Genomic DNA, 22,870 nt, shown 5'->3' on the forward strand with positions numbered 1-22,870 from the left:
GCGCTCTCTGCGCCTCTGCGCGAAAAATCCTCACTATCTCCGCGTCTCCGCGTCTCCGCGTGAATCCTCATGCGGCCTTCGCCACGCTCAAGGCCGCCGCGAGATCGAGCCGGCCGTCGTACAGCGCCCGCCCGGTAATCACGCCCTCGACCCCGTCGCGAACATGCAGCGCGAGGACGTGGATCTCGGCGATTCCCTTGACCCCGCCGCTCGCGATCACCGGAATGTCGACCGAGCGCGCGAGGTCGACCGTCGCCTCGACGTTGCAGCCCTTGAGCATCCCGTCGCGCCCCACATCGGTGAACAGCAACGACGCCACCCCCGCATCCTCGAACCGCCGCGCAAGATCGACCGCGCTCGTGGTCGAGACGTCGGCCCAGCCCTTGGTCGCGACCATGCCGTCCTTCGCATCGACCGCGACGACGATGCCGCCAGGGAAATCCTTCGCCACGCCGCGCACGAAGTCGGGATCCTCGAGCGCGGCGGTGCCGATCACGACTCGCGACACGCCCAGATCGAACCAGCCCTCGACATTGGCACGCGTGCGGATGCCGCCGCCGAGTTGCACATGCCCCGGAAACTGCGCGACGATCGCGCGCACCGCGTCGCCATTGACCGAGGCACCGGCAAACGCGCCGTCGAGATCGACGACGTGCAGATGCTCGGCACCGGCATCGGCAAAGAGCATCGCCTGCGCGGCGGGATCGTCGCCATAGACGGTCGCGCGGTCCATATCGCCCTCGGCGAGGCGGACGACTTGCCCGGCCTTGAGGTCGATCGCGGGGAAGATGATGAGGCTCGCAGGGGTATTTATGGCCGCCACTCCAGGAAACGTTCGAGCAAGGCCAGGCCGTAGCGCTGGCTCTTCTCAGGATGAAATTGCACGCCGATCATCGTGCCGCGACCGATCGCCGCGGTGACCGCGCCGGCATGCTCGGTGGTTGCGAGCACGTCGGCGCCCTCAAAAGCAAAGCTGTGCAGGAAATACGCCTCGCCCGGCTCGATCAGCGGATGCGCGCACGCCGGCACGACGTCGTTCCAGCCCATGTGCGGCACCTTCGCGTCGCTGCTGCCCGGCTCGAGCCGTCGCACGCGCCCCGAGACCCAGCCGAGCCCGGCATGCGTCCCCATTTCCTCGCCCGCCTCGGCCATCAGCTGCATGCCGACGCAGATGCCGAGGAACGGCGCGCCCTCGTAGCGCACGCGTCGGTTCAGCGCCTCGACCATGCCGGGCACCGCGCGCAACGCGGCGGCGCACGCGCCATAAGCCCCGACGCCGGGCAGCACGATCCGGTCGGCCTTCGCGACGACGTCCGCGTCGGCGGTAACGATCAGGTCGCTACAGCCCGCGGTGCGCAGCGCGTTCTCGACCGAATGGAGATTGCCTGCGCCGTAATCGATCAGCGCGAGACTCACATTCCCCTCCCGCTTGCGGGAGGGGTTAGGGGAGGGGATGGCCTGGCCGCAACCTCGCCGATCGCGGCCAGGCCCTCCCCCGACCCCTCCCGCAAGCGGGAGGGGAGCATTACAGTATCCCCTTGGTCGACGGGATCGCGTCGGCCTTGCGCGGGTCGATCTCGATCGCGGTGCGCAGCGCGCGCGCGACGCCCTTGAACGCGGCCTCGGCGATATGGTGATTGTTGGTGCCGTACAGCGTCTCGACGTGCAGCGTGATACCCGCGGCCTGCGCGAAGCTGTGGAAGAAATGCTCGAACATCTCGGTATCCATCGTGCCGAGCCGCGTCTGCGAGAACAGGTCCTTCCACACGAGCCAGGGCCGCCCCGAAATATCGAGCGCCACCCGCGTGAGAGTCTCGTCCATCGGCGACAGCGCATCGCCGTACCGCGTGATCCCGCGCTTGTCGCCGAGTGCCTGCGCGAATGCCTGGCCGATCGCGATACCGGTATCCTCGACGGTGTGATGCTCGTCGATGTGGAGGTCGCCCTTGGTGCGGACGGTCAGGTCGATCAGCGAATGGCGCGAGAGCTGTTCGAGCATGTGATCGAAGAAACCAACCCCGGTCTCGACGTCGTAAACGCCGGTCCCGTCGAGGTTTATGGTGACGTCGATCGCCGTCTCGGCGGTGGAGCGGGAAATCGTGGCGGTGCGCATGCCACCTCCCATAACGTGCGCCACGACGCATGCAATCTTGACCGGCATCCGAATACCGCTACCCAGAGGGAATGAGCGATGGACTGCCCGATAGCCTGATTCCGTACGACGAGATCGTGCAAGAAGCCCTGCGTGCCGTGGTCGGCCGCGTGCTCGGCTCCGTGTCGGAGGCCGGTGGGCTTCCCGGCGAGCATCATTTCTATATCACCTTCAAGACGCAGGCGCCGGGAGTCGACATCCCCAAGCGGCTGATCGAGCGTTTCCCGGACGAGATGACGATCGTCATGCAGAACCGCTATTGGGACCTCGTCGTCGACGATACGCGCTTCTCGATCGGCCTCAGCTTCAACCAGGTCCCGTCGAAGCTGGTGATCCCCTATTCGGCGATCACCGCGTTCCAGGATCCCGCGGTCAGCTTCGAACTGCGCTTCCAGGCGCAGGAGGGCGCCGACGAGGCGCTCGGCGAGCATGACGAACCCGAGAATGACGGCCCCACCGCGGTGCCGATCGAAGACGGCTCGAACGTCGTCGCGGTGGATTTCAAGCGGAAGAAGTGACCGTTTCTCCCTCTCCCTTCAGGGGAGAGGGAAGGGGCCCGCCGCGCTTGCGGTGGGAAGGGTGAGGGGCATGAGGCTCCGTGCACCTTCGACAAATCCCCTCTCCCTTCCGTCGCCTGCGGCTCCTCCCTCCCTCTCCCCGAAGGGGCGAGGGACCCACGCAAGCCCCGGAAGGTTCTCTCCCCATGACCACCCGCACAGAAACCGACTCGATCGGCCCGATCGAAGTCCCCGCCGACGCCTATTGGGGCGCGCAGACCGAGCGATCGGTCGAGAACTTCCCGTTCGGCACCCGCGAACGCATGCCGATCGAGATCGTCCACGCATTGGCGCTCGTCAAACAGGCCGCCGCCCGCGTGAACCGGTCCCACGGCCTCGACGCCACCATCGCCGACGCGATCGAATCAGCCGCGCAGGAAGTCATCGACGGCACGCTCGACGACCAGTTCCCGCTGGTCATCTGGCAGACCGGCAGCGGCACGCAGTCGAACATGAACGTCAACGAGGTCATCGCCGGCCGCGCCAACGAGGTCCTCACCGGTACGCGCGGCGGCAAGTCGCCGGTTCACCCCAATGATCACGTCAACATGAGCCAGTCGTCGAACGACAGCTTTCCGACCGCGCTCCACATCGCCGCCGCGCTCGCCACGACGCAGCGGCTGATCCCCGCGCTCGACCGGCTCCACGCCGCGCTCGACGCGAAGGCCAAGGCCTGGGACGACATCGTCAAGATCGGCCGCACGCACCTTCAGGACGCGACGCCGCTGACGCTCGGCCAGGAATTCTCCGGTTATGCCAACCAGCTCTATCGCTGCCGCCACCGGATCGAGCCCGCGATCAGCCACGGCATGGTCATCCTCGCGCAGGGCGGCACCGCGGTCGGCACCGGCCTCAACGCGCCCGCCGGTTTCGGCGACGCGTTCGCAGGCGAAGTGGCGACGATCACCGGCCTGCCGTTCGTCAGCGCACGCAACAAGTTCGAGGCGCTCGCCTCGAACGATCCGCTCGTCCATCTGTCGGGCACGTTCAACACGCTGGCGGTCGCGCTGACGAAGATCGCCAACGACATCCGCCTGCTGGGTAGCGGCCCGCGCTGCGGATTTGGCGAGATCGACCTGCCCGCGAACGAGCCCGGCAGTTCGATCATGCCGGGCAAGGTCAACCCCACCCAGTGCGAGATGCTGACGATGGTCGCCGGCCAGGTGATGGGCAACCATGTCGCGGCGACGGTCGGCGGGATGCAGGGCCATCTCGAGTTGAACGTCTTCAAGCCGCTGATCGGCGCGAACGTCCTGCGCTCGATCGACCTGCTCGCGACCGCGATGGAAGGATTCGCGACACGCTGCGTCGACGGCATCGAGCCCAATCGCGACCGCATCGCCGACCTGCTCGACCGTTCGCTGATGCTGGTCACCGCGCTCGCCCCCGAGATCGGTTACGACGCCGCCGCGAAGATCGCCAAGCACGCGCATGCCGAAGGACTGACGCTGAAGGAAGCGGGCCTCGCGCTCGGGCTGGTCGATGCCGAGACCTTCGAACGGGTGGTGCGCCCCGAGTCGATGCTCGGCCGCTAACCGCCCCACCCCGTCATCCTGACGGAAGTCAGGACCCAGAGCCATAAGCGTCGCGCGTCGTAACTCTGGATCCTGGATCAAGTCCAGGATGACGGGTGGTGTGTACACCCCCCCACCGTCATCCTGACGAAAGTCAGGATCCAGGGTTACTCAGCGAGACGATCGTGGCTCTGGGTCCTGGCGTTCGTCAGGATGACGGATGGTGGTGAGGCGGGGAACCCAAACGCCCTTCGCGCGCTAACCCGCCACACGCGAAGGAGAAATTACGTGGGCGCAACGACCATAGGCGCGCTGATCGGCGCAGGCATCGATTCGCTGAGCGGCGACGACGGCAATGCGGACGGCGCGATCATCGGTGCGATCACCGCCAACGTACTCAAGATCGTCGTGCCGCTGGCCGTGACCTACGCGATCGGCTGGGCGGTGCTGCGCGGTGCAGCGGAACTCAAGGACCAGGTTTTCGGAGAGGTTAAGTCATGATCGGACGTATCATCAGTGCATTGGTTGGCCGCGAAATGGGCCGTCGCGACGGTTCGGGCGGCGCATCGGGCGCGGTCAAGGGCGTGGTCGCGATGGGGCTGATGCGCCGCATGGGTCCGCTCGGCATGATCCTCGGCGGCGGCTATGCGGCCAAGAAGGCGTATGACCGCAACAAGGCGCGCAAGGCAGGCTACTGATCCGCCGTCAGAATGACACAAGCGGGCCGCGCATGGGTTGACGCCCATGCGCAGTCCGCGGCAAGGGCGCGCATGCCCCACACACTTCCGTCCGACCCGCATGGTTTCCGTCGCCGCGGAGTCCTGTTCGTCCTGTCCTCGCCTTCCGGCGCCGGCAAGTCGACGATCGCGCGCAGATTGCTCGCAGACGAGCATGAGCTGGAGATGTCGGTCTCGGTAACGACCCGCGCGATGCGCCCGGGCGAAGTCGACGGCAAGGATTACAATTTCACCGATCTCGAGGGCTTTCGCGACATGGTCGCGAAGGACGAGTTCCTCGAATGGGCGCATGTCTTCAACCACCGCTACGGCACGCCACGCGCGCAGGTCGAGGAGATGCTCGCCGCGGGCAAGGACGTGCTGTTCGACATCGACTGGCAGGGCGCGCAGCAGCTGTTCCAGATCGCCGGCGGCGACGTCGTCCGCGTCTTCATCTTCCCGCCCTCGATGGAAGAACTCCACCGCCGCCTCACCAGCCGCGGTACCGACTCGACCGAGGTGATCGACGCGCGCATGTCGCGCGCCGCGAACGAGGTCAGCCACTGGGACGGCTATGATTACGTCCTGGTCAACGACGACGTCGACAGCTGCATCCGCGGTGTGAAGACGATCCTCGCCGCGGAGCGCTTGAAGCGTTCGCGCCAGACCGGCCTGATCGGCTTCATCCGCCGCCTGACCCGCTGAGGCGAATAGCAGCCCCATCCGTCATCCCAGCGAAAGCTGGGATCTCCCTGTTCGGGCCGCAGCGCTCGCCAAGCAGGATACCCCAGCGTTCGCTGGGGTGACGGCGATTTGGGCGAGTAGCCGCTAGAGCATCCCCAGAAACGCGACGCCGCGCGCGAATTCCTTGCGCTTGAGTTCGCGCAACTCCGCCGCCTGCCAGTCCTCGCCCCACATCTCGATCGACCAATCCTCGTCGAGACCCGCCGCCGCCCAGGCCGCATCCGCGTCGATCTCGCCCTCGATCAGCGCCAACCCGATCACCAGCGATCCCGTCAGCGTCACCACCGGCGACAGTCCCGCCAGCCGGAAATCGTCATACGCCGCGACCGCTTCGTGCAGCCGCGCGATCGTCGCGTCGGGTTGCGCGACGTGCATCACCCCCGCAGTCACCGCGAACGTCACGTCATACCGGCCGCGCGCCCAGTCGAGCAGCGGATCCCACGCCGCCGCCTGCCGTTCGACCAGCAACGGCGGCCCGTCGGCGCGGTAGCAGAGCAGGTCGCTCTCGCCATACGCCGCCAGTCGCGCGGCAAACTGCGTCGGATCGTTCGCGATCGGATCGGTCGCCGCATTGGCGAGGCCGGTCAACGGCATCGTCCGCGGATCGATCGTCTCGCCGACGCTGCGCCATTCTTCCGCGACCGCCTCGGCCAGCGCCGCGGTCGGCAACGCCAGCGGCCGCCGCCCGGGCGTCCGCACCGGCTTGCCATCGAGCGTCACCACGCGATCCGCATCGATCGCCACGTCTTTCCAGAACCGCTTCATTGGGGTGGACTCCGCCAGCGATGCGCCAGGCTGCGCGGCACCGTCGCGATCATCGCCATCGCCGACAGCACGATCGCCGTCCCGAGGATCTTCGGCCCCATATCATGCGCGCGCGCGATCAGGATCAGCCCGAGCAACGCGCCCGCGACCCCCGCCATCCGCACGACGACGAGCACCAACCAGCGCCGCTGCGCCAGCTTTTCGGCGTCGGTCATGGCCGCGTCCTCGAATCCGCGACCATGTGCAGCAGTTCGGGCACCGCGGTCGCGACGACGTCCGCCCCCGCATCCGACAGTTCGTGGACCGCGTGATAGCCCCAGGCGACGCCGACCGCGCGCACTCGCGCCGCGCGCGCCATCGCCATGTCGAAGCTCGTATCGCCAATCATCGCGGTGGTCGCCGCGGTCGCACCCGCTTCGGCGATCGCCGCGAACAGCATCGCCGGATCGGGTTTCGACGGATGGCGGTCGGCGGTCTGCAGCGTCACGAACCGATCGGTGATCCCATGCGCGGCAAGGATATGCGCGAGTCCCCGGTCCGACTTGCCCGTCGCGACGCCGAGCACCCAGCCGTCGTCGGCGAGCGTCGTCAGCACGTCGGCGATCCCGTCGAACAACGGCTCGTCGGCCAGTTCGCCGCTCGCGCGCATCGCATGGAACGCCGCCTTGTAGTCGGCGGCGAGCGCGCGGTGCAGGCCATCGTCGGCCTGTGGCAGCAACACCTGCATCGCCTCGACGAGACTGAGCCCGACGATCCGGCGAATTTCGCCGCGCGGCGGCGGGACGAGCCCGGCCTTCTCGAACGCCCGCTCGCACGCGACGCAGATATTCGCCTGGCTGTCGACGAGCGTGCCGTCGCAATCGAACACGGCAAGGCGGATCATGGGATTTTCCAACGCATCCCCGCCTCGTAGATCAGCCGGGCGAACGAGGGAACGCCAAACCGGAACGCGCCTCGTCCTCGACGGTTCGTCTCGCAGGCTTTTGGAGATCCACGATGGCGCACGCACCGACCGACACCCCGAACATCTGGGCCGCCGCTGCGGCAGGCCTGGTCGCGGGGCTTGCCGCCTCGTTCGTGATGGATCGCTTCCAGGCGGGCGTCGCCGCGCTGTCGTCGTCGGACAGCGACGCGGAACCCGCGACCGAGAAGGCGGCGGACAAGCTGTCGCAGGCGGTGGTGGGACACGAAGTCCCCGACGATCGGAAGCCGCTCGCCGGGCAGGCGGTGCATTACGCGCTCGGGGCAGGGCTGGGGGTCGTCTACGCGGTCGCGGCGGAATATCGCCCGGCGGTGACGGCAGGCTACGGCACCGCGTTCGCGCTGGCGAACACCGCGCTGCTCGACGAGGCGGCAGTGCCCGCGGTGGGCCTCGGCGCCGCACCGTGGAAGACCGCGCCGTCGACGCATCTGTACGGCGTCGCGTCGCATCTGGTGTTCGGCACGGTGACCGAAGGCGTGCGGCGGTTGCTGCGGGGGTGGATGCGGTAAGCCGGTACTCGGCCCATCACTGTTCCCCCGCGAAGGCGGGGACCCAGGAATCAAGCAGAGCCGACGATCGCGGCCCCCGGCCCCCCGCCTCCGCGGAGGACCGATTAGTAAGGAGCGCCCCCAACACCCACTCCACCCCGGCGAAGGCCGGGGCCCAGGTGGGGGACGTCGGTGACGAAGGACAGTCCTCCGTTACGCCCACCTCTCCAATTGGGCCCCGGCCTGCGCTGGGGTGGCGTTAGACTAGCGTGCCGACAGGTCCGCTAAATCACCGTGAACCCGGCCCCGTACGCGGCCCACTCGGCTTCCCCCCCGAACGACCCCGGCCACCAGGCTTGGCACCCTCGACCCGAGGCCCACTCCGCGGCGCCCCGAACGTCGACCCGGCTCCCGTCCGAGGCCCGCCCGTCTTGGGCGCCCCCGGCTTACCGCCAGCCGGCTTCTTGTCCTCGACAACCCCGCGCCCACGCCGCTCACCTTTACGCTCTTTCCGAACCGACTTCGCATGCGCCTTCGCCCGCGACTTCATCTGCTCGCGCGTCGGCGCGGTCTTCTCGTCGAGCTGCAGCGCATCGCCGAGCTTCTCGTCGAAGCCCAGCTGCTTCAGGCTTTCCTCGAAATGCGTCGGCAGCCCGGCGGTCACGTCGATCGACCCACCATCGGGATGGTCCACCTTGATGCGCCGCGCATGCAGATGCATCTTCCGCGAGATCCCGCCGGTCAGGAACGCGGCCGCGCCGCCATATTTCCCGTCGCCAACGATCGGGTGGCCGATCGCCGCCATGTGCACGCGCAACTGGTGCGTGCGCCCGGTAAACGGCTGCAGCTCGACCCATGCCGCACGGTTGCCCGCACGCTCGATCACGCGGTAGCGGGTGCGCGCGGGTGCGCCCTCGGCCTCGTCGACGTGCATCTTCTCGCCGCCGGTACCCGGCTGCTTGCCGATTGGCAGCTCGATCATGCCGTCCTCGATCGAGGGCACGTCGACCACCAGCGCCCAATACACTTTCCGCGCGGTTCGGCCCGAAAAAGCCTTGGCGAAGAACGCCGCCGCACGCGACGTGCGCGCGACGAGCAGCGCGCCCGACGTATCCTTGTCGAGCCGGTGGACCAGCTTGGGCCGGCCCTCATTGTCATATTGGAGCCCGTCGAGCAGCCCGTCGACATGCTGCGTCGTCTTGGTGCCGCCCTGAGTCGCGAGGCCCGGCGGCTTGTTCAGCACGAACGCCTGGAAATCCTTGTGGATCACCATGCCCTGCGCGAGCTCGGTTTCTTCGTCCGACAGGATCACGCGCTCGCGCACCCGCCTGGGCTTGTCGACGTCGGCGGCGGCTTTGTCGGCCTCGGGCGGGGGCACGCGCAGCATCTGGCCTGCCGCGATCCGGTCGCCCGGAGTCGCGCGCGCGCCGTCGACGCGCAGCTGGCCGGTGCGCGCCCACATCGCCACCGTCGTGAAGCTCGTGTCGGGCAGATGCCGCTTGAACCACCGGTCGAGCCGGATGCCGTCATCGTCGAACCCGACGTTGAACTCCCGAGAGCCGGAGTCGCTATCGTTCTTGCCCGCGGTCATGCGATGGCCCTTACTGCGGTGAGACCCGCGAATACTGCGACGATCGAGCCGATCACCGAAAGGAGAATATAGCCGAACGCGACGCCGATCGCGCCCCGCTCGATCAACGTGACGACGTCGAGCGAGAAGCTCGAAAACGTCGTGAAGCCGCCCAGGACGCCGACCGCGAGCAGCAGGCGCCACGCCTCCGACGCGGTGTTCCGCGCGAGCACGCCGACCAGCACGCCCATCAGCAGCCCGCCGATCAGGTTCACCGCCAGCGTACCGAACGGATAGTCGGGTCCGAGCAGCGCCGTCATCGCGCGACCGGTCAGATAGCGCGCGCCGGAACCGACCGCGCCACCGACCATGACATAAAGAAGGGGAAACATCGCCGCGCCCTAGCGCGAATCGCGCCGAACGGAAAGGTGGGGGTTAGGGAAGCGCGTCGTGGGGCGCATAGCCCGAACAACGTGTTTCCCCGCGAAGGCGGGGATCCAGCCTGGGCTCCCGCCTTCGCGGGAGAACATAGTAGGGAAGCTGCAGCATCCCCCTATCCACCCCGGCGAAGGCCGGGGCCCAATTGGAAAGGTCGCAGTAACGAAGGAACGCGCTCAGTCCGCTGCGTTTCCCAATTGGACCCCGGCCTCCGCCGGGGTGGAATAATCGCGGAACCGCTTCACCCGATCCTCACCGACCAGCGTTGGACACCATATCCACATCGCTCCCGCCGCCAGCCCGAGCGGTCACGTACACCACATACGCGTCGTTCCCCCGAACCCCGCCCAGCACATGCTGCCGCCCGTCGGTGCTATGCCCGGCCGAATACCCCGCTGCCCGCGCGCGCGTGTAATAATAATCGAGCATCTTCTGCATCGGCGCGCTGCTCGCGAAGCTCACCACGCGCAGGCGACAGCCGTCACGATCCGCCCCCGCCGCCTCGGTCAACCGCGCGCCCGGATAGAGCGGCAGGTCCGCGGGCAACCGGTTCGCCCATCCCGCCGAATAGCCGATCTTCTGCGCGCATATCCCCGCATCCGGGGTCTTCTGCCGCTCGGCCAGCGCGCCTAGCGTCAGCGCACCGTTCGCCGTCTTGCATTCGGGGCAGTCGTTCGACGCCGCCGGCGCGCGCTGCAACGTCTTCGGGTCGACCGGATCGGGCTTGAGCGGCCCCTCGGGGGGGACGGCGGCGCCCTCCGGCTGGGTCGGCGGCCGCACCGCATCGGTGTTGGACGATTGCGCCAGCCGGGGATCGACCATGATCTGCCCGCCAAGCGCCGATGTCAGCGCCGGATCGCGCGCCGAGCCGTTGGTCAGCTCGGCATCGAGGCTGTTGAGATCCTGCTGGTCGGTCGAGGACCGTCCACACGACGCCAGCGCGAGCGGCAAAAGGATCAGGGCGGGGCGGCAGGAAAGTCTCATCACCGCCATCCTATGCGCGAATGACGGTGAAGAAAGCGTTTTACGCGCCGCCCCGGCTTGCGCGCGGATGATCTTGCTCCGGCGCCTGCCCACCGCCATGTTCCGCTCATGCTGAACCTCGTCTCCATCCTCATCGGCCTCGTCACCCTGGCGCTCGGCCTCGTCGCCTTCATTCCGCTGCTCGGCTGGATGAACTGGCTCGTCATCCCGATCGGGATCGTCGGCGCGGCGGTCGGTGCGCTCTCGTCGAGCAGCAGCGGACGCAACCTCAACATCGTCCTGATCATCATCTTCGCGCTCCGCCTCAGCCTTGGCGGCGGCATCATCTGACGCAAAAAGGGCCCGGCGTTTCCACCGGGCCCTTCCGTCGGACTAGCGATACCGGATCAGCGGCAGCGCACGTTGCCGCGATCGATCGACTGGCCGAGCACCGCGCCGCCGCCCGCACCGATCAGCGTGCCGAGCAACTGCGAGCCACCGCCCGCGATCACGTTGCCCAGCGCACCACCCGCGAGGCCACCGATGATCAGCCCCGTCGTGCCGTCGTTGCGACGGCAGTAATAGCGCCCGTTGCCGCCGCGATAGATGCGGTCGTTGCGACCCAGGCGGCGCTCCTGGTAATAACGCCCGTCGCGATAATAGCGGTCGGCGAAATAGCCGCGCTGGCCCCGCTCGTAGCGGTTGTAATCATAGCCGCGATATTGCTGCCAATTGCCGTTGCGTCCGTTGTCGCGGCGGATGTCGCGAATGTCGCCACGGCGATCCTGGCGCGCGTCGCGCACCTCCTCGCGATACTCGCGGCGCGCATCGCGCACGTCGCCGCGCGAATCGGCGTTGCGCACGTCGCGGCGATAGTCGCGCTGCGCGTCGCGGACCTGGTCGTTATATTCGCGGTTGGCGCCCCGGACCGTCGATTGCGCGGTCGCGGGGATCGCGCCGAACGCCGTGGCGGCAAGGGCTGCCGAAAGAAGGGCAATACGCATTGTTCGTCTCCTGACTCGATGCGCAAAGAACGGCCGGCCAAAGCGGGAGTTGCGTGAACCGCAAACTACACCGCGTTCAGCCGGCCGAAAGCCTTACGACGTTGGTATCAGGCGAGATTATGCTCGAGCGTGATCTCGGCGTTGAGAACCTTCGACACCGGGCAGTTCGCCTTGGCGTCGGCGGCGATCGCCTCGAACTCGTCCTTCGAGATACCCTCGACCTTGGCGTTCAGCGTGAGGGCGGACTTGGTGATCTTGAAGCCGTCGCCGTCCTTGTCGAGCGTGACCTTCGCCGAGGTCTCGAGCGTGCCCGCCTCATAGCCCTTGCCCGCGAGCGCGAAGCTCAGCGCCATCGTGAAGCAGCTCGCATGCGCCGCCGCGATCAGTTCCTCGGGGTTGGTGCCCGGCTCGTTCTCGAACCGCGTGTTGAAGCCGTAGGGGCTGTCCGAGAGCACGCCCGACTGCGTCGAGACATGACCCTTGCCGCTCTTGCCAAGGCCTTCATACTTTGCCGAACCGCTGCGTGTGGTCATCATGGGATCCTTCGTCTGGACAGGAAAAAAGGCGCCGCGGTTTCCCGCGACGCCCTTTCCCAACGCATGACGACCGAATTAGCGGCATCGAATTTGCCGCTGACAGTCAGTTAGGCGTCTTAGCGGCAACGACGATTGTTGTTGCTCGTGCCCTTGTCGATCGCGCGACCGGCAAGGCCGCCGAGGACCGCGCCACCCAGCGTGCCGACCGTACGGTCGCCGCGCGTGTCGACCGTGCGGCCGAGGAGCGCGCCGCCGACGCCGCCGATGATCGTGCCGGTCGTGCCGTTGCTCTTCTTGCAATAGACGCGGCCGTCACGGCCACGCCATTCGCGACGATCGCGCGCGTCTGCGGCCGAAACCGGGATCAGGACGGTCGGCAGGACCATGGCGCTGCAGCCGAGAGCGAGAATGAGTTTACGCATGTTGGAACTCCCTAGTGAATTGATCTGATGCTGTAACGAGGACACCATAGCCGCGGTTGCATGAACCAAAAACAACACCCCGTTCATCTTCGTACAGCATCGGGCTGCCGACGCGTGGCCTTGTGCTTTACGCTGTAGGTCCGGGCGGTTACGCCGGCCCGATGTTGCCCGTCCCGCTGCCCGTCGAGATCCTGCCCGCCCAGCTCCTGCCGGTCGCGGCGCCCTGGTTCGACCTTGCCGGCCTCGCCGTGTTCGCCGCGTCGGGCGCGCTGGCGGCGGCCAAGCGCGGGCAGACCTTCGTGACGCTCGTCTTCTTCGGGCTCATCACCGGCGTCGGTGGCGGCACCGTGCGCGACCTGCTGATCGGCGCGCCGGTCTTCTGGGTACACGATGCGCGCGCGGCGAGCGTGTGCCTGAGCATGGCGCTGCTGATCTGGGTGACGCCCGAACGCTGGTGGAAGGGCGAGGCGCTGGGCTGGTTCGACGCGGTCGGGCTGGCGGCCTATGCGGTCTACGGCGCGGCCAAGGCGCTCGGCTACGGCGTGCCCCCCGTGCCCGCGGCGTTGATGGGGGTGATGACCGCGTGCGTCGGCGGCATCATCCGCGACGTGCTCGCGGGCGAACCGTCGATCCTGATGCGGCCGGAGCTGTACGTGACCGCGGCGGCGCTCGCCTCGGCGAGTTACGTGGGTCTGGTGCTGCTCGGCATGCCCCTGTCCTGGGCCGCAGTGATCGCCGCCAGCGCCGGCTTCACGCTCCGCGCCGCCGCGATCCGCTTCCACCTCGCGCTCCCGGCATACGGGGGGCGGCGCTAACCGCACCCGTTGTGTAGAACAAGGAGAGCAGAGGTGTCTGACCCCGCTCATCAGCCTGATCTCTAAGCGGTGGTAAAGCTACCGACCTGCACCCCACCCCGGCGAAGGCCGGGGCCCAAATGGGACACCTAGCTGATGTGCGTAGCGATCCGTTACTCCAACCTTTCCAGTTGGGCCCCGGCCTTCGCCGGGGTGGGGCAGGAGTTTGCGAGCGCCTGAAGCACGGGCGAAGGAATCACCCCCGCACCACACCAACATCCGCAAACCGTCGCGGCTCGACCGGCGGCACCGCGGGGTCGTTCAGCTGGCACTGCCAATGCCCCACGTCGATCCACCGGCCGTTCTTGTACCCGACCTCGCGGTACACGCCCGCGCGCCGGAACCCGACCGCCTCGTGCAGCTTGATCGACGAATCATTGGGCAGCGCGATCGCGCCGATCGCCTGGGTGAAGCCTTGCGCGCGCAGCGTATCGATCAGCGCCTCGTATAACAGCCGCCCCGCGCCCTGGCGCTGCGCCGCGTCCGCGACATAGACCGTGGTCTCGCACGCGAACCGGTACGCCTCGCGCTTGTGGAACGGCGCGGCATAGGCGAACGCGAGCACGCCGCCCTCGGCCCCGATCGTCGCGACCAGCCACGGATACAGCCCGTCCGATGCCGCCATCCGCGCGCGCATCTGCCGCGCATCGGGCGCGTCGGTCTCGAACGAGACCGTCCCGACCAGCACGTGCGGCGCATAGATCGCCGCGATCGACGCCGCGTCCTCGGGAACCGCGGCGCGGATGACGATGCCGCCCCCGTTTGCAGAGGCGGCGACCATCAGAACCCGATCCGTGCCAGCAACAGGTCGAGCAGCTTGGCGTCGCTAAAGCCGGCGGTCGTCGGCCCCATCCCGCCGCACTCGAGGCAGCGCGCCTGGACCGAACCCGAGGTCGCGAGCCGCTTCATGTCGCCGACCGCACGCGCGAGCATCTGGCGACGGTCCGCCGCGACATGCGCGAACGCATCGCCGCCGCCCGCATCGTCATCGCTGCCGTCATTGCCGAAATCCTGCGCGATCGTCGCGAGGAAGCCCGGCTTCTTCTCGAGATATTCGGCATGAACCTTGGCCGGATCGAGCTTGGCGCGCTTGGCGGCCTCGTCGATCGCGTCCTTGAGCGTCCCGAACCGGTCGACCAGCCCGATCTGCCGCGCGGTGCCGCCGTCCCAGACGCGACCCTGGCCGATCTCGTCGACCCGCGCGGGCGTCATTTTCCGCGACGCGGCGACGCGTGACACGAACGCGCGATACCCGTTCTCGATGCCGGCCTGCGCGATCGCGTCGAACATCGGCGTGGTCCCGCCGGTGATGTCGGGCTGGCCCGACAGCGGCGTGGTCTTTACGCCGTCGCTGGTCACGCCGATCTTGGCGAGCGCGTTCTCGAACGTGGGCACCACGCCGAAGATGCCGATCGAGCCGGTGATCGTGCCAGGTTCGGCAAAGATCACGTCGGCCGGCGTCGACACCCAATAGCCGCCGCTCGCCGCCAGGCCGCCCATCGACACGACCACGGGCAGCTTCTGCCGCTTGGCCTCGAGGATCGCGAGCCGGATCTGCTCGGACGCCAGCACCGATCCGCCCGGCGAATCGACGCGGACGACCAGCGCCTTCAGCGTCTTCTTGGCGAGCCCGTCGAGCACCGCCTTCTCGATCGTCTTGCCCGCCGCCTTGCCGGGGCCGCCTTCGCCGTCGACGATCTCGCCAGCGATCGTCAGCACGCCGATCGAGTCGCCGCCGGTCGGCAGCGGGTTCGCCTTCACCCAGGTGTCGTAGGTGATGCTGGCATAGTTGCCCGCGGGCTTCTTGTCGTCGGACCCGGCAATCTCGGCGACGCGCCGGCCGAACGCGATCCGGTCGCCGAGCTTGTCGACGATTCCGGCGCGCAGATTGGCCTCGGCGATGTTGCCGTTCGCGGCGATGATGACCTTGTCGGGCGCGCTCATGAACTGCGCGATCTGCGCCTTGGGGCGTGCCTTGGCGACGGCCTCGCGCCACTGCGAGAACAGGGTCCCGTACAGCGCAGTGCTCGCCGCCTTCGCGTCCTCGCTCTGGTCGGCGCGCGTGTAGGGCTCGACGAACGACTTGTAGCGGCCGACGCGATAGACGTGCGCGTTGACGCCCAGCTTGTCGATCAGGCCCTTGTAGTAAAGCTGGTTGCCGCCCGGCCCCATGAAGATCGTGCCGCCCATCGGGTTGACCCAGACCTCGCTCGCATTCGCGGCGAGGCGATAGCCGCCATCGGTGTACGCGGTCGCATAGGCCAGCACCGGCTTGCCGCTCGCCCGCACCCGCGCGAGCGCGTCGCCGACCTCGCCGAGTGCCGCGGGATAGGCCCCGCCAAAGCTGTCGAGATCGAGCACGAGCACTTTCACGCGGCCATCGGTGCGCGCGGTGTCGATCGCGCGCACCACGTCGCGCAACCGGAACTGACGAGTCGTGCTCTGCCCCGACAGCGCGGCGAACGCGGCCTGCTCCTCGGGCTGCTCGACGATCGACCCGTTCAGGTCGAGCACCAGCGCACCGTCCTTGATCGCCTTGGTCCCCGGCCGCGCGTTGAGCGCCGCGAAGATCAGCCCGAAGAACAGCAGCATCGCGAGCAGGACAAGGCCATCCTTGATCGCGACGAGCAGCTTCCACACCCCGCGCACCAGCCGCCATTTCCGCCGCGGGGGGCGGGCCGGATCGGTGTAGGACGGGGCAGGGGTGTAGGACGGCGCAGCGGTATCGGTCATGGCACGAGAGCTAGAGCAACCGCAGGCCTTCGTAAATGGCCTGTATTACGAGGCCAACACAGGCCTGGTTCAAGTCCCTGGCTCTACCCCGAGCGCCATCCAGTCCCCCTCCCGCCTGCGGGAGGGGTTAGGGGAGGGGCGTCCCACCAACGCGCCGCCCGGACACGCCCCTCCCCCGACCCCTCCCGCAAGCGGAAGGGGAGCAGAAGAGAAGGGGGGGAAGGGGAAGGCGTATCCGCCACTGTTCGCCTACGAACGCAGGAGACCGGCAGCCCTCGGCCAGCTGCCGCGTCCGCGCGGCAGCCCCCTCGGCACGATGCCCGAAACCCACGCCGGTAGGAAAAATTTTCTCCGCGGGAACCTTTGACATGGGTCGCGGGCGTCCACATATGCCGGGTGTTGGCACTCGGGCTCCCTGAGTGCCAGAAATCTGTCACAATCCCAAAAGGACATGGACCCCATGAACTTTCGTCCGTTGCATGATCGCGTGCTGGTGAAGCGCCTCGAAGCCGAAGAGAAGACGGCTGGCGGCATCATCATCCCCGACACCGCCAAGGAAAAGCCGCAGGAAGGCGAAGTCGTCGCCGTCGGCACCGGGACCCGCGCCGAGAACGGCACGATCACCCCGCTCGACGTCAAGGCCGGCGACAAGGTTCTGTTCGGCAAGTGGTCGGGCACCGAGGTCAAGGTCGACGGTGAGGATCTCCTCATCATGAAGGAATCGGACATTCTCGGCATCGTCGGCTGACCCCGACGGGCTCGGAAACGTCGGCCTTTGCTGACGTGAACGGGCCGAGAAAGGCTGGCCGCGAGATCCGCGCCAGCGTCTGTACTTCCTATACTTCACTCCATCGAAAGGGCAGCTGACATGGCTTCCAAGGACGTAAAATTCGGTCGTGACGCGCGTGAGCGCATCCTCCGCGGCGTCGACATCCTCGCCGACGCGGTCAAGGTGACCTTGGGCCCCAAGGGCCGCAACGTCGTCATCGACAAGAGCTTCGGCGCACCGCGCATCACCAAGGACGGCGTCACCGTCGCCAAGGAGATCGAGCTCAAGGACAAGTTCGAGAACATGGGCGCGCAGATGCTGCGCGAAGTGGCCTCGAAGACCAACGACATCGCCGGTGACGGCACCACCACCGCGACGGTTCTGGCGCAGGCCATCGTCCGCGAGGGCATGAAGTCGGTCGCAGCGGGCATGAACCCGATGGATCTGAAGCGCGGCATCGATCTCGCCGTCGTCAAGGTCGTCGAGGACGTCAAGGCGCGTTCGAAGCCGGTTTCGGGTTCGAAGGAAGTGGCGCAGGTCGGCATCATCTCGGCAAACGGCGACCGTGAAGTCGGCGAGAAGATCGCCGAAGCCATGGAGAAGGTCGGCAAGGAAGGCGTGATCACCGTCGAGGAAGCCAAGGGTCTCGAATTCGAGCTCGACGTCGTCGAGGGCATGCAGTTCGACCGCGGCTATCTCTCGCCCTACTTCATCACCAACCCCGAGAAGATGACCGTCGAGCTTCAGGATCCCTACATCCTGATCCACGAGAAGAAGCTGTCGAACCTGCAGGCGATGCTCCCGATTCTGGAAGCCGTCGTCCAGTCGGGTCGTCCGCTCCTGATCATCGCCGAGGACATCGAGGGTGAGGCACTCGCCACGCTCGTCGTCAACAAGCTGCGCGGCGGCCTCAAGGTCGCAGCGGTCAAGGCACCGGGCTTCGGCGATCGTCGCAAGGCGATGCTCGAGGACATCGCGATCCTGACCAAGGGCGAGATGATCTCGGAAGACCTCGGCATCAAGCTCGAGACCGTCACGCTCGGCATGCTCGGCACCGCCAAGCGCGTCACGATCGACAAGGACAACACCGTCATCGTCGACGGTGCCGGCGATCATGACTCGATCAAGGGCCGCACCGAAGCGATCCGCCAGCAGATCGAGAACACGACCAGCGACTATGACAAGGAGAAGCTCCAGGAGCGTCTCGCCAAGCTCGCCGGTGGCGTTGCGGTGATCAAGGTCGGCGGTTCGTCGGAAGTCGAAGTCAAGGAGCGCAAGGATCGCGTCGACGACGCACTGCACGCAACCCGCGCAGCCGTCGAAGAGGGCATCGTCCCCGGTGGTGGTACGGCTTTGCTGTACGCGACCAAGGTCCTCGACGGCCTGACCGGTGCGAACGAAGACCAGACGCGTGGTATCGACATCGTCCGCAAGTCGCTGACGGCTCTGGTTCGCCAGATCGCGCAGAATGCGGGTCATGACGGTGCGGTGGTTTCGGGCAAGCTGCTCGACGGCAACGACTCGAACATCGGCTTCAACGCCGCGACTGACACCTACGAGAACCTGGTGGAAGCCGGCGTGATCGATCCGACCAAGGTCGTCCGCACCGCGCTGCAGAACGCGGCATCGGTCGCAGGCCTCCTGATCACGACCGAAGCGGCCGTGAGCGAGATGCCCGAAGACAAGCCCGCCATGCCCATGGGCGGCGGCGGCATGGGCGGCATGGGCGGCATGGACTTCTGATTTCGGACGGGGCCAGCATGCTGGCCCCGCCACGAAATCAGAACGGCCGGCGGGCTGGTGGCTTCGCCGCCAGTCCCGTCCGACGAAAAGGGCCGGCTTCGCCGGTCCTCCGTTCCGACCAGACTACCCAAAGCAAAGGGCCGGGGCGCAATCCCCGGCCCTTCGTGCGTCAGCGGCGCGTATCCCGCCAAGCATCGCGACGCTCCGACACCGAGTCGCTGTCATAAACTGTCTTTACGCAGATTTTTACAATTTGCAGACGCCCCGCAAGCCCCCCACGCGGCGCATCACCACCGACCCGATCCCTGCGTTCGCGGAAATCTTCCTACCATATTGATTTGATTGTCCCCGCCATGCGGCGGCGCCAGCCACCGGGCGCCATTTCCCGCCGGTGACACAATAGGTGCAAGCGGACAGTGATCACGCTACCATCACGGCATGACCGCAGGACGCATCGATCAGTTGACCGAAGCCCAGCGCACCTGCCTGCGGCTGGTACTGACTCACCATAATTCGAAGGAAATCGCGGCGTTGGTCGGCGTGTCGCCGTCCGCGATCGACAAGCGGATCGAGCGCGCGATCCAGATCCTCGGCGTCGCCACTCGGTTCGAGGCGGCCCGCCAGCTGCAGCAGCATGAGCGGGGAGGCGTCGACGAGGTCGTGCCGCCCCGCGATCTCGTCGCGACGGTCGGACAGGCGCCGACGTACGAACGGCTACCATCCGAACCAATCGACGTTCCCAGCCCCCCCGCCGACACGCCAGACGTGAGGCAGATCGAGCCGTGGGGGCTTGTTCGCCGCTTCTTTGGCCTGTCCGGAGCTAGCGGATCGACAGGGGTGGCGCGCAATCGGTTTTCGGTTGGCGACAGGATAGTCCGACTGATCGCGCTCATGGGCCTGATCGCCGTCACGTCGATGGCGCTCATCAACATGGCGATGACGTTGACCAACCTGTTGCGATCGAACCGAGACCGCATCGCTCCCGTACACGGTACCGCGACGATGGTGCCTTCGGGGAGAACGACGATGTTGAAGCAGCGACGCGATGCGACCGACAAGGTCACGACCGATTTCCTGAAAGCCGAGGCTGCAGTCGATCATGCCGCGATGCTCGCCGCATCCTGTGTCTCGACGCTGTTGCAGCAGCGGGTCGCCGCCAACCTGCCCGTCGGCACCGGCGTGCTGGCGCTGCAGATGCTGTCTCAGGCCTCGCTCGACATCATCAACGCACGCCAACGCTTCGTCGAGGCGCATCGCGCGCTGGTCGACGTCCGCGCCGAGATCGGTCTCGGCCAGTTCTACGGCTATGGCGATACCGCCGAATGCCCGCCGAACGAAGGCGCGCTGCGTGCCGACGGTCCGGTTCGCCTGGCAGCGGTGGCCTGAACGGCCGGTTTCGGTCCAGCTTTGGGGGGTTGAGTTGGATCGGGTCTGGCTGTTCTACACGATACAGGCGGCAGCGTCGGCCTATGCCCTGCTGCGAGGCGGCGCACCGGAGCGCCTGACGGGACTGGCACTGCTGCTTGCAGCGGTGTCGACCGGACTGGTCCAGCGCAATATCCCGGTCCTGTTCGTGGGTCTGGAAGGCGGCGTGATGATCGTCGACCTCCTTTTGCTGGTGGTGATGATCACGATTACGCTCAAGGCCGATCGGTTCTGGCCGGCCTGGGCCACCGCGCTCCACGCGCTGGGGACGGGCGCGCACCTGACCCGTGCGATCAGCCCCGACGTGATCCGGCTCGTCCATGCCGTCCTCTCCGCCGCCTGGAGCTATCCCATCGTCCTGCTTCTCGTGATCGGGACCGTCAGGCACTCGCGCAGGATCCGGGCCCGTGGCTGGGATCTCGACTGGAGTCGCCAGGATCCGACCCTGCGATGACGCATATTCGGAAGACGTCTATGACTTACACCATTGCCGTTGTGCCCGTGCCTGCCACCCAGCATCTGACGTTCCTGCCCGTCCTGAGCCTGCCTGCCGTCGATCCGGCGCCCGGTACGGCCTCGTCGACGGCGTTGGTGGAGATTGCCAAGCGACTCTATGCCGTCCGCAAGATGCGCGACGAGCTGCTCGGTATCTCGCTATTCTCCGAGCCCGCCTGGGACATCCTGCTCGATCTGTTCATTTCGGAGCACGAGAATCGCCAGCTCAGCGTGTCGGCGGTCTGTATCGGCGCGCGTGCGCCCTCGGCCACCGCGCTACGCTATCTGACGATGTTGCAGGACGCCGACCTGGTCGAACGGACCCGCGACGAACGCGATGGACGCCGCTCGCACGTCCGCCTGACGACGCTGGGCCGACGCCGGATGGCAAGCCTGCTGGGGCCGTTGATCGCGGAATGAAGGCCGGGGCCCGAAGCGCGATGCGGTCGGGGGCGCGCTAAGCGCGACTTGGAGCGGGTAACGGGAATCGAACCCGTGTATTCAGCTTGGAAGGCTGCTGTACTACCATTGTACTATACCCGCCCGACGCGTCGAAGCGAGCGCAGGAACTAGCGTCGCGACGCGCCCGGCGCAAGCGTCCGTGTGGCGGCTTGCGCACATGCTTCATGGCTTCATTACCATTATGCGCTAGTCCCCGGGCATGGATCACGACCCCGCGATTGCCGTTTCCGCCACGCCCGATCCCCGGCCGAAATCCGCGGTCAGCCATGGGGCGGGGCTGTCGGGGCTGGTCGGCGTGCTGGCCTGGATCGGGCTTGCGCGGCATTACGGGATGGACGGGCCCTATTCGGCGCTAACCAACGTCGCCGCGTGCGGCCTGCCGATGATCCTCTGGTCGCTGATCGTCGACAAGGTCCATCTGAGCCCGACCACCGGGATCGACTGGTCGGCGGGCAAGCCGTGGCGCGAGACGCTCGACCTGAGCCTCACCAAGCTTGCCGGGTTATGGGCGACATGGGCGGCGATCGCGGTCATCTATGGCGCCGGGCGGTTCTACTGGCAGGGCAATTTCGCGTTTGCGATGTGGTGCTTCACCAACGCCGCACCGATCCTGTTCGTCGTGTCGATCCCCTATGTCCTCTGGATCGACCGCTATCTGGTCGATCCGCGCGACGGCGCCTGGCATCTCGGGGCCTGGATGACCGGGCAGGCGGGGGTGGAGCCCGAGGCGATCTATGGCCATCTGCGCGCCTGGGGGGTGAAGACGTTCTTCCTCGCGTTCATGCTGGCGATCGTGCCGCCTGGGTTCGGTGAATTCGTCCGCGGCGATGTCGCGACCGTGCTCCACGACCCGGTCGCGCTGTCGAGCTGGCTGGTGACGTTGATGTTTCTGATCGACGTGGCGTTCGCGACGGTCGGGTATCTGCTGACGTTCCGCCCGCTCGATTCGCATATCCGCAGCGCCAACCCGTTCGCGGCGGCGTGGCTGCCCGCGCTGATGTGCTATCCGCCGTTCATCCTGATGACCCCCGGCGGTCCGCTCGATTATCATCCCGGCACGTCGGACTGGGCCTATTGGTTCCAGGGGCATCCGATCGCGCTGGCGCTGGTCGGCGCGATCCTGGTCGGCCTGACCGCGATCTACGCCTGGGCGACGATGGCGTTCGGCTTCCGGTTCTCCAACCTTACCAACCGCGGCATCCTGACGCACGGCCCCTATGCGGTGTCGCGCCATCCGGCCTATCTATCGAAGAACCTGTTCTGGTGGCTGTCGACCATCCCCGTGCTGACGCTCGGCAGCATGGTCGACGCGACTCGCGCGACGCTGCTGATGGCCGCGGTCAGCGGCGTCTATTACTGGCGCGCCAAGACCGAGGAGCGTCATCTGAAGCTCGACCCCGCCTATCGCGCCTATGACGCGTGGATGGCGCACCACGGCCTCGTGCCGCGGCTGTTCGCCAAACTGCGCGGCTAATTCCCCTCCCGCTTGCGGGAGGGGTTAGGGGAGGGGATAACCCACGCCGTGCCCGAAGCGCCTG

Annotated in this window: 28 protein-coding genes and 1 tRNA gene; 14 read left to right on the top strand and 15 right to left on the bottom strand. The window is 67.1% G+C overall.

From position 1 onward, the window contains the following. Positions 1 to 67: 67 nt before the first annotated feature. From hisA to hisB, 3 genes are all read right to left on the bottom strand, one after another. A complete protein-coding gene (gene hisA, locus ASE79_RS11305; RefSeq protein WP_056417230.1) occupies positions 68 to 814 on the bottom strand; it encodes a 1-(5-phosphoribosyl)-5-[(5-phosphoribosylamino)methylideneamino]imidazole-4-carboxamide isomerase in 747 nt (248 codons plus the stop codon). Next, entirely contained in the window at positions 811 to 1,416 is a 606-nt protein-coding gene (hisH, locus tag ASE79_RS11310) for an imidazole glycerol phosphate synthase subunit HisH (protein WP_056416312.1), read from the bottom strand. Before hisH ends, hisA begins: the two co-directional genes overlap by 4 nt. Positions 1,417 to 1,525: 109 nt before the next feature. Further along, a complete protein-coding gene (gene hisB / locus ASE79_RS11315) occupies positions 1,526 to 2,113 on the bottom strand; it encodes an imidazoleglycerol-phosphate dehydratase HisB (RefSeq protein ID WP_056416315.1) in 588 nt (195 codons plus the stop codon). A 71-nt stretch (positions 2,114 to 2,184) separates the two neighbouring features. Between hisB and ASE79_RS11320 the strand changes: the two genes are divergently transcribed. The 5 genes from ASE79_RS11320 to gmk all read left to right on the top strand — a co-directional run bounded on the left by ASE79_RS11320 (position 2,185) and on the right by gmk (position 5,644). Next, positions 2,185 to 2,670 (top strand): SspB family protein, encoded by a 486-nt coding sequence (locus ASE79_RS11320; RefSeq protein WP_055873918.1) that lies wholly within the window; start codon positions 2,185 to 2,187, stop codon positions 2,668 to 2,670. 185 nt (positions 2,671 to 2,855) lie between these two features. Further along, positions 2,856 to 4,244 carry a class II fumarate hydratase gene (fumC, locus tag ASE79_RS11325; RefSeq protein ID WP_056416318.1) on the top strand — a complete coding sequence of 463 codons (1,389 nt, stop codon included), beginning with the start codon at positions 2,856 to 2,858 and terminating at the stop codon, positions 4,242 to 4,244. Positions 4,245 to 4,511: 267 nt separating this feature from the next. Continuing rightward, positions 4,512 to 4,724: a hypothetical protein gene (locus tag ASE79_RS11330; protein ID WP_056019850.1), complete on the top strand. Its 213-nt coding sequence runs from the start codon at positions 4,512 to 4,514 to the stop codon at positions 4,722 to 4,724. Then, positions 4,721 to 4,921, top strand: coding sequence for a hypothetical protein (locus tag ASE79_RS11335; protein ID WP_056052077.1), 201 nt, complete (start codon positions 4,721 to 4,723; stop codon positions 4,919 to 4,921). Before ASE79_RS11330 ends, ASE79_RS11335 begins: the two co-directional genes overlap by 4 nt. Before the next feature lie 72 nt (positions 4,922 to 4,993). Continuing rightward, positions 4,994 to 5,644 (top strand): guanylate kinase, encoded by a 651-nt coding sequence (gmk, locus tag ASE79_RS11340; RefSeq protein ID WP_056416321.1) that lies wholly within the window; start codon positions 4,994 to 4,996, stop codon positions 5,642 to 5,644. A 123-nt stretch (positions 5,645 to 5,767) separates the two neighbouring features. On the opposite strand, the gene ASE79_RS11345 is transcribed toward gmk, so the two are convergent. Genes ASE79_RS11345 through ASE79_RS11355 form a run of 3 tightly spaced genes read right to left on the bottom strand, consistent with a single transcriptional unit; the run spans position 5,768 to position 7,331 of the window. Then, positions 5,768 to 6,448, bottom strand: coding sequence for an ATP12 family chaperone protein (locus ASE79_RS11345; protein ID WP_056416323.1), 681 nt, complete (start codon positions 6,446 to 6,448; stop codon positions 5,768 to 5,770). Continuing rightward, complete coding sequence (locus tag ASE79_RS11350; protein WP_056416327.1) at positions 6,445 to 6,663, bottom strand: hypothetical protein; 219 nt, start codon at positions 6,661 to 6,663, stop codon at positions 6,445 to 6,447. Before ASE79_RS11350 ends, ASE79_RS11345 begins: the two co-directional genes overlap by 4 nt. Further along, positions 6,660 to 7,331: an HAD-IA family hydrolase gene (locus ASE79_RS11355; RefSeq protein ID WP_056416331.1), complete on the bottom strand. Its 672-nt coding sequence runs from the start codon at positions 7,329 to 7,331 to the stop codon at positions 6,660 to 6,662. The genes ASE79_RS11350 and ASE79_RS11355 overlap by 4 nt, the downstream gene beginning before the upstream one ends. Positions 7,332 to 7,444: 113 nt before the next feature. Between ASE79_RS11355 and ASE79_RS11360 the strand changes: the two genes are divergently transcribed. Further along, positions 7,445 to 7,939, top strand: a complete 495-nt coding sequence (locus ASE79_RS11360) for a DUF1440 domain-containing protein (protein WP_056416334.1) — start codon at positions 7,445 to 7,447, stop codon at positions 7,937 to 7,939. Between the two features lie 268 nt (positions 7,940 to 8,207). On the opposite strand, the gene ASE79_RS11365 is transcribed toward ASE79_RS11360, so the two are convergent. The 3 genes from ASE79_RS11365 to ASE79_RS11375 form a co-directional block, all read right to left on the bottom strand. Further along, positions 8,208 to 9,509: an RluA family pseudouridine synthase gene (locus ASE79_RS11365; RefSeq protein ID WP_082445260.1), complete on the bottom strand. Its 1,302-nt coding sequence runs from the start codon at positions 9,507 to 9,509 to the stop codon at positions 8,208 to 8,210. Beyond that, the gene (gene crcB, locus ASE79_RS11370; protein ID WP_055873893.1) at positions 9,506 to 9,880 is read right to left on the bottom strand and encodes a fluoride efflux transporter CrcB; all 375 of its coding nucleotides are present in this window, start codon (positions 9,878 to 9,880) and stop codon (positions 9,506 to 9,508) included. The genes ASE79_RS11365 and crcB overlap by 4 nt, the downstream gene beginning before the upstream one ends. Positions 9,881 to 10,178: 298 nt before the next feature. Beyond that, positions 10,179 to 10,910, bottom strand: coding sequence for a hypothetical protein (locus tag ASE79_RS11375; RefSeq protein ID WP_235516889.1), 732 nt, complete (start codon positions 10,908 to 10,910; stop codon positions 10,179 to 10,181). 108 nt (positions 10,911 to 11,018) lie between these two features. Between ASE79_RS11375 and ASE79_RS11380 the strand changes: the two genes are divergently transcribed. Continuing rightward, positions 11,019 to 11,240 (top strand): hypothetical protein, encoded by a 222-nt coding sequence (locus tag ASE79_RS11380; protein WP_056416339.1) that lies wholly within the window; start codon positions 11,019 to 11,021, stop codon positions 11,238 to 11,240. Positions 11,241 to 11,296: 56 nt separating this feature from the next. Here the strand turns inward: ASE79_RS11380 and ASE79_RS11385 are convergent, their stop codons facing one another. The 3 genes from ASE79_RS11385 to ASE79_RS11395 form a co-directional block, all read right to left on the bottom strand. Beyond that, positions 11,297 to 11,893: a glycine zipper 2TM domain-containing protein gene (locus ASE79_RS11385; RefSeq protein WP_056416343.1), complete on the bottom strand. Its 597-nt coding sequence runs from the start codon at positions 11,891 to 11,893 to the stop codon at positions 11,297 to 11,299. A gap of 107 nt (positions 11,894 to 12,000) precedes the next feature. Further along, positions 12,001 to 12,426: an OsmC family protein gene (locus ASE79_RS11390; protein ID WP_056417236.1), complete on the bottom strand. Its 426-nt coding sequence runs from the start codon at positions 12,424 to 12,426 to the stop codon at positions 12,001 to 12,003. Positions 12,427 to 12,545: 119 nt separating this feature from the next. Beyond that, positions 12,546 to 12,851 carry a glycine zipper 2TM domain-containing protein gene (locus ASE79_RS11395; RefSeq protein WP_055873880.1) on the bottom strand — a complete coding sequence of 102 codons (306 nt, stop codon included), beginning with the start codon at positions 12,849 to 12,851 and terminating at the stop codon, positions 12,546 to 12,548. Positions 12,852 to 13,012: 161 nt separating this feature from the next. Between ASE79_RS11395 and ASE79_RS11400 the strand changes: the two genes are divergently transcribed. Further along, on the top strand, positions 13,013 to 13,666 hold the full coding sequence (locus tag ASE79_RS11400) for a trimeric intracellular cation channel family protein (RefSeq protein ID WP_056416346.1): 654 nt from the start codon (positions 13,013 to 13,015) through the stop codon (positions 13,664 to 13,666). 235 nt (positions 13,667 to 13,901) lie between these two features. Here ASE79_RS11400 and ASE79_RS11405 read toward each other — a convergent pair whose 3' ends face one another. Both ASE79_RS11405 and sppA read right to left on the bottom strand, forming a co-directional pair. Beyond that, positions 13,902 to 14,486 (bottom strand): GNAT family N-acetyltransferase, encoded by a 585-nt coding sequence (locus ASE79_RS11405; RefSeq protein ID WP_056416349.1) that lies wholly within the window; start codon positions 14,484 to 14,486, stop codon positions 13,902 to 13,904. Further along, positions 14,486 to 16,438 (bottom strand): signal peptide peptidase SppA, encoded by a 1,953-nt coding sequence (sppA, locus tag ASE79_RS11410; protein WP_082445262.1) that lies wholly within the window; start codon positions 16,436 to 16,438, stop codon positions 14,486 to 14,488. Before sppA ends, ASE79_RS11405 begins: the two co-directional genes overlap by 1 nt. 460 nt (positions 16,439 to 16,898) lie before the next feature. On the opposite strand from sppA, the gene groES reads away from it, so the two are divergent. The 5 genes from groES to ASE79_RS11435 all read left to right on the top strand — a co-directional run bounded on the left by groES (position 16,899) and on the right by ASE79_RS11435 (position 21,290). Then, a complete protein-coding gene (gene groES / locus ASE79_RS11415) occupies positions 16,899 to 17,186 on the top strand; it encodes a co-chaperone GroES (protein WP_055873868.1) in 288 nt (95 codons plus the stop codon). Positions 17,187 to 17,306: 120 nt separating this feature from the next. Next, on the top strand, positions 17,307 to 18,950 hold the full coding sequence (gene groL / locus ASE79_RS11420; RefSeq protein WP_056416355.1) for a chaperonin GroEL: 1,644 nt from the start codon (positions 17,307 to 17,309) through the stop codon (positions 18,948 to 18,950). A gap of 438 nt (positions 18,951 to 19,388) precedes the next feature. Beyond that, positions 19,389 to 20,336 carry a sigma factor-like helix-turn-helix DNA-binding protein gene (locus tag ASE79_RS11425; protein WP_056416359.1) on the top strand — a complete coding sequence of 316 codons (948 nt, stop codon included), beginning with the start codon at positions 19,389 to 19,391 and terminating at the stop codon, positions 20,334 to 20,336. A 34-nt stretch (positions 20,337 to 20,370) separates the two neighbouring features. After that, positions 20,371 to 20,829, top strand: coding sequence for a hypothetical protein (locus tag ASE79_RS11430; RefSeq protein WP_056416362.1), 459 nt, complete (start codon positions 20,371 to 20,373; stop codon positions 20,827 to 20,829). Positions 20,830 to 20,849: 20 nt separating this feature from the next. Continuing rightward, positions 20,850 to 21,290, top strand: a complete 441-nt coding sequence (locus ASE79_RS11435) for a winged helix DNA-binding protein (protein WP_056416364.1) — start codon at positions 20,850 to 20,852, stop codon at positions 21,288 to 21,290. Positions 21,291 to 21,339: 49 nt separating this feature from the next. Here the strand turns inward: ASE79_RS11435 and ASE79_RS11440 are convergent. After that, positions 21,340 to 21,413, bottom strand: a tRNA-Gly gene (locus ASE79_RS11440). A gap of 118 nt (positions 21,414 to 21,531) precedes the next feature. Here ASE79_RS11440 and ASE79_RS11445 point away from each other — a divergent pair. Further along, positions 21,532 to 22,806, top strand: coding sequence for a methyltransferase family protein (locus ASE79_RS11445; protein WP_156359666.1), 1,275 nt, complete (start codon positions 21,532 to 21,534; stop codon positions 22,804 to 22,806). Positions 22,807 to 22,870: the final 64 nt, after the last annotated feature.

The sequence above is a fragment of the Sphingomonas sp. Leaf28 genome (assembly GCF_001421685.1).
Classification (GTDB): domain Bacteria; phylum Pseudomonadota; class Alphaproteobacteria; order Sphingomonadales; family Sphingomonadaceae; genus Sphingomonas; species Sphingomonas aurantiaca.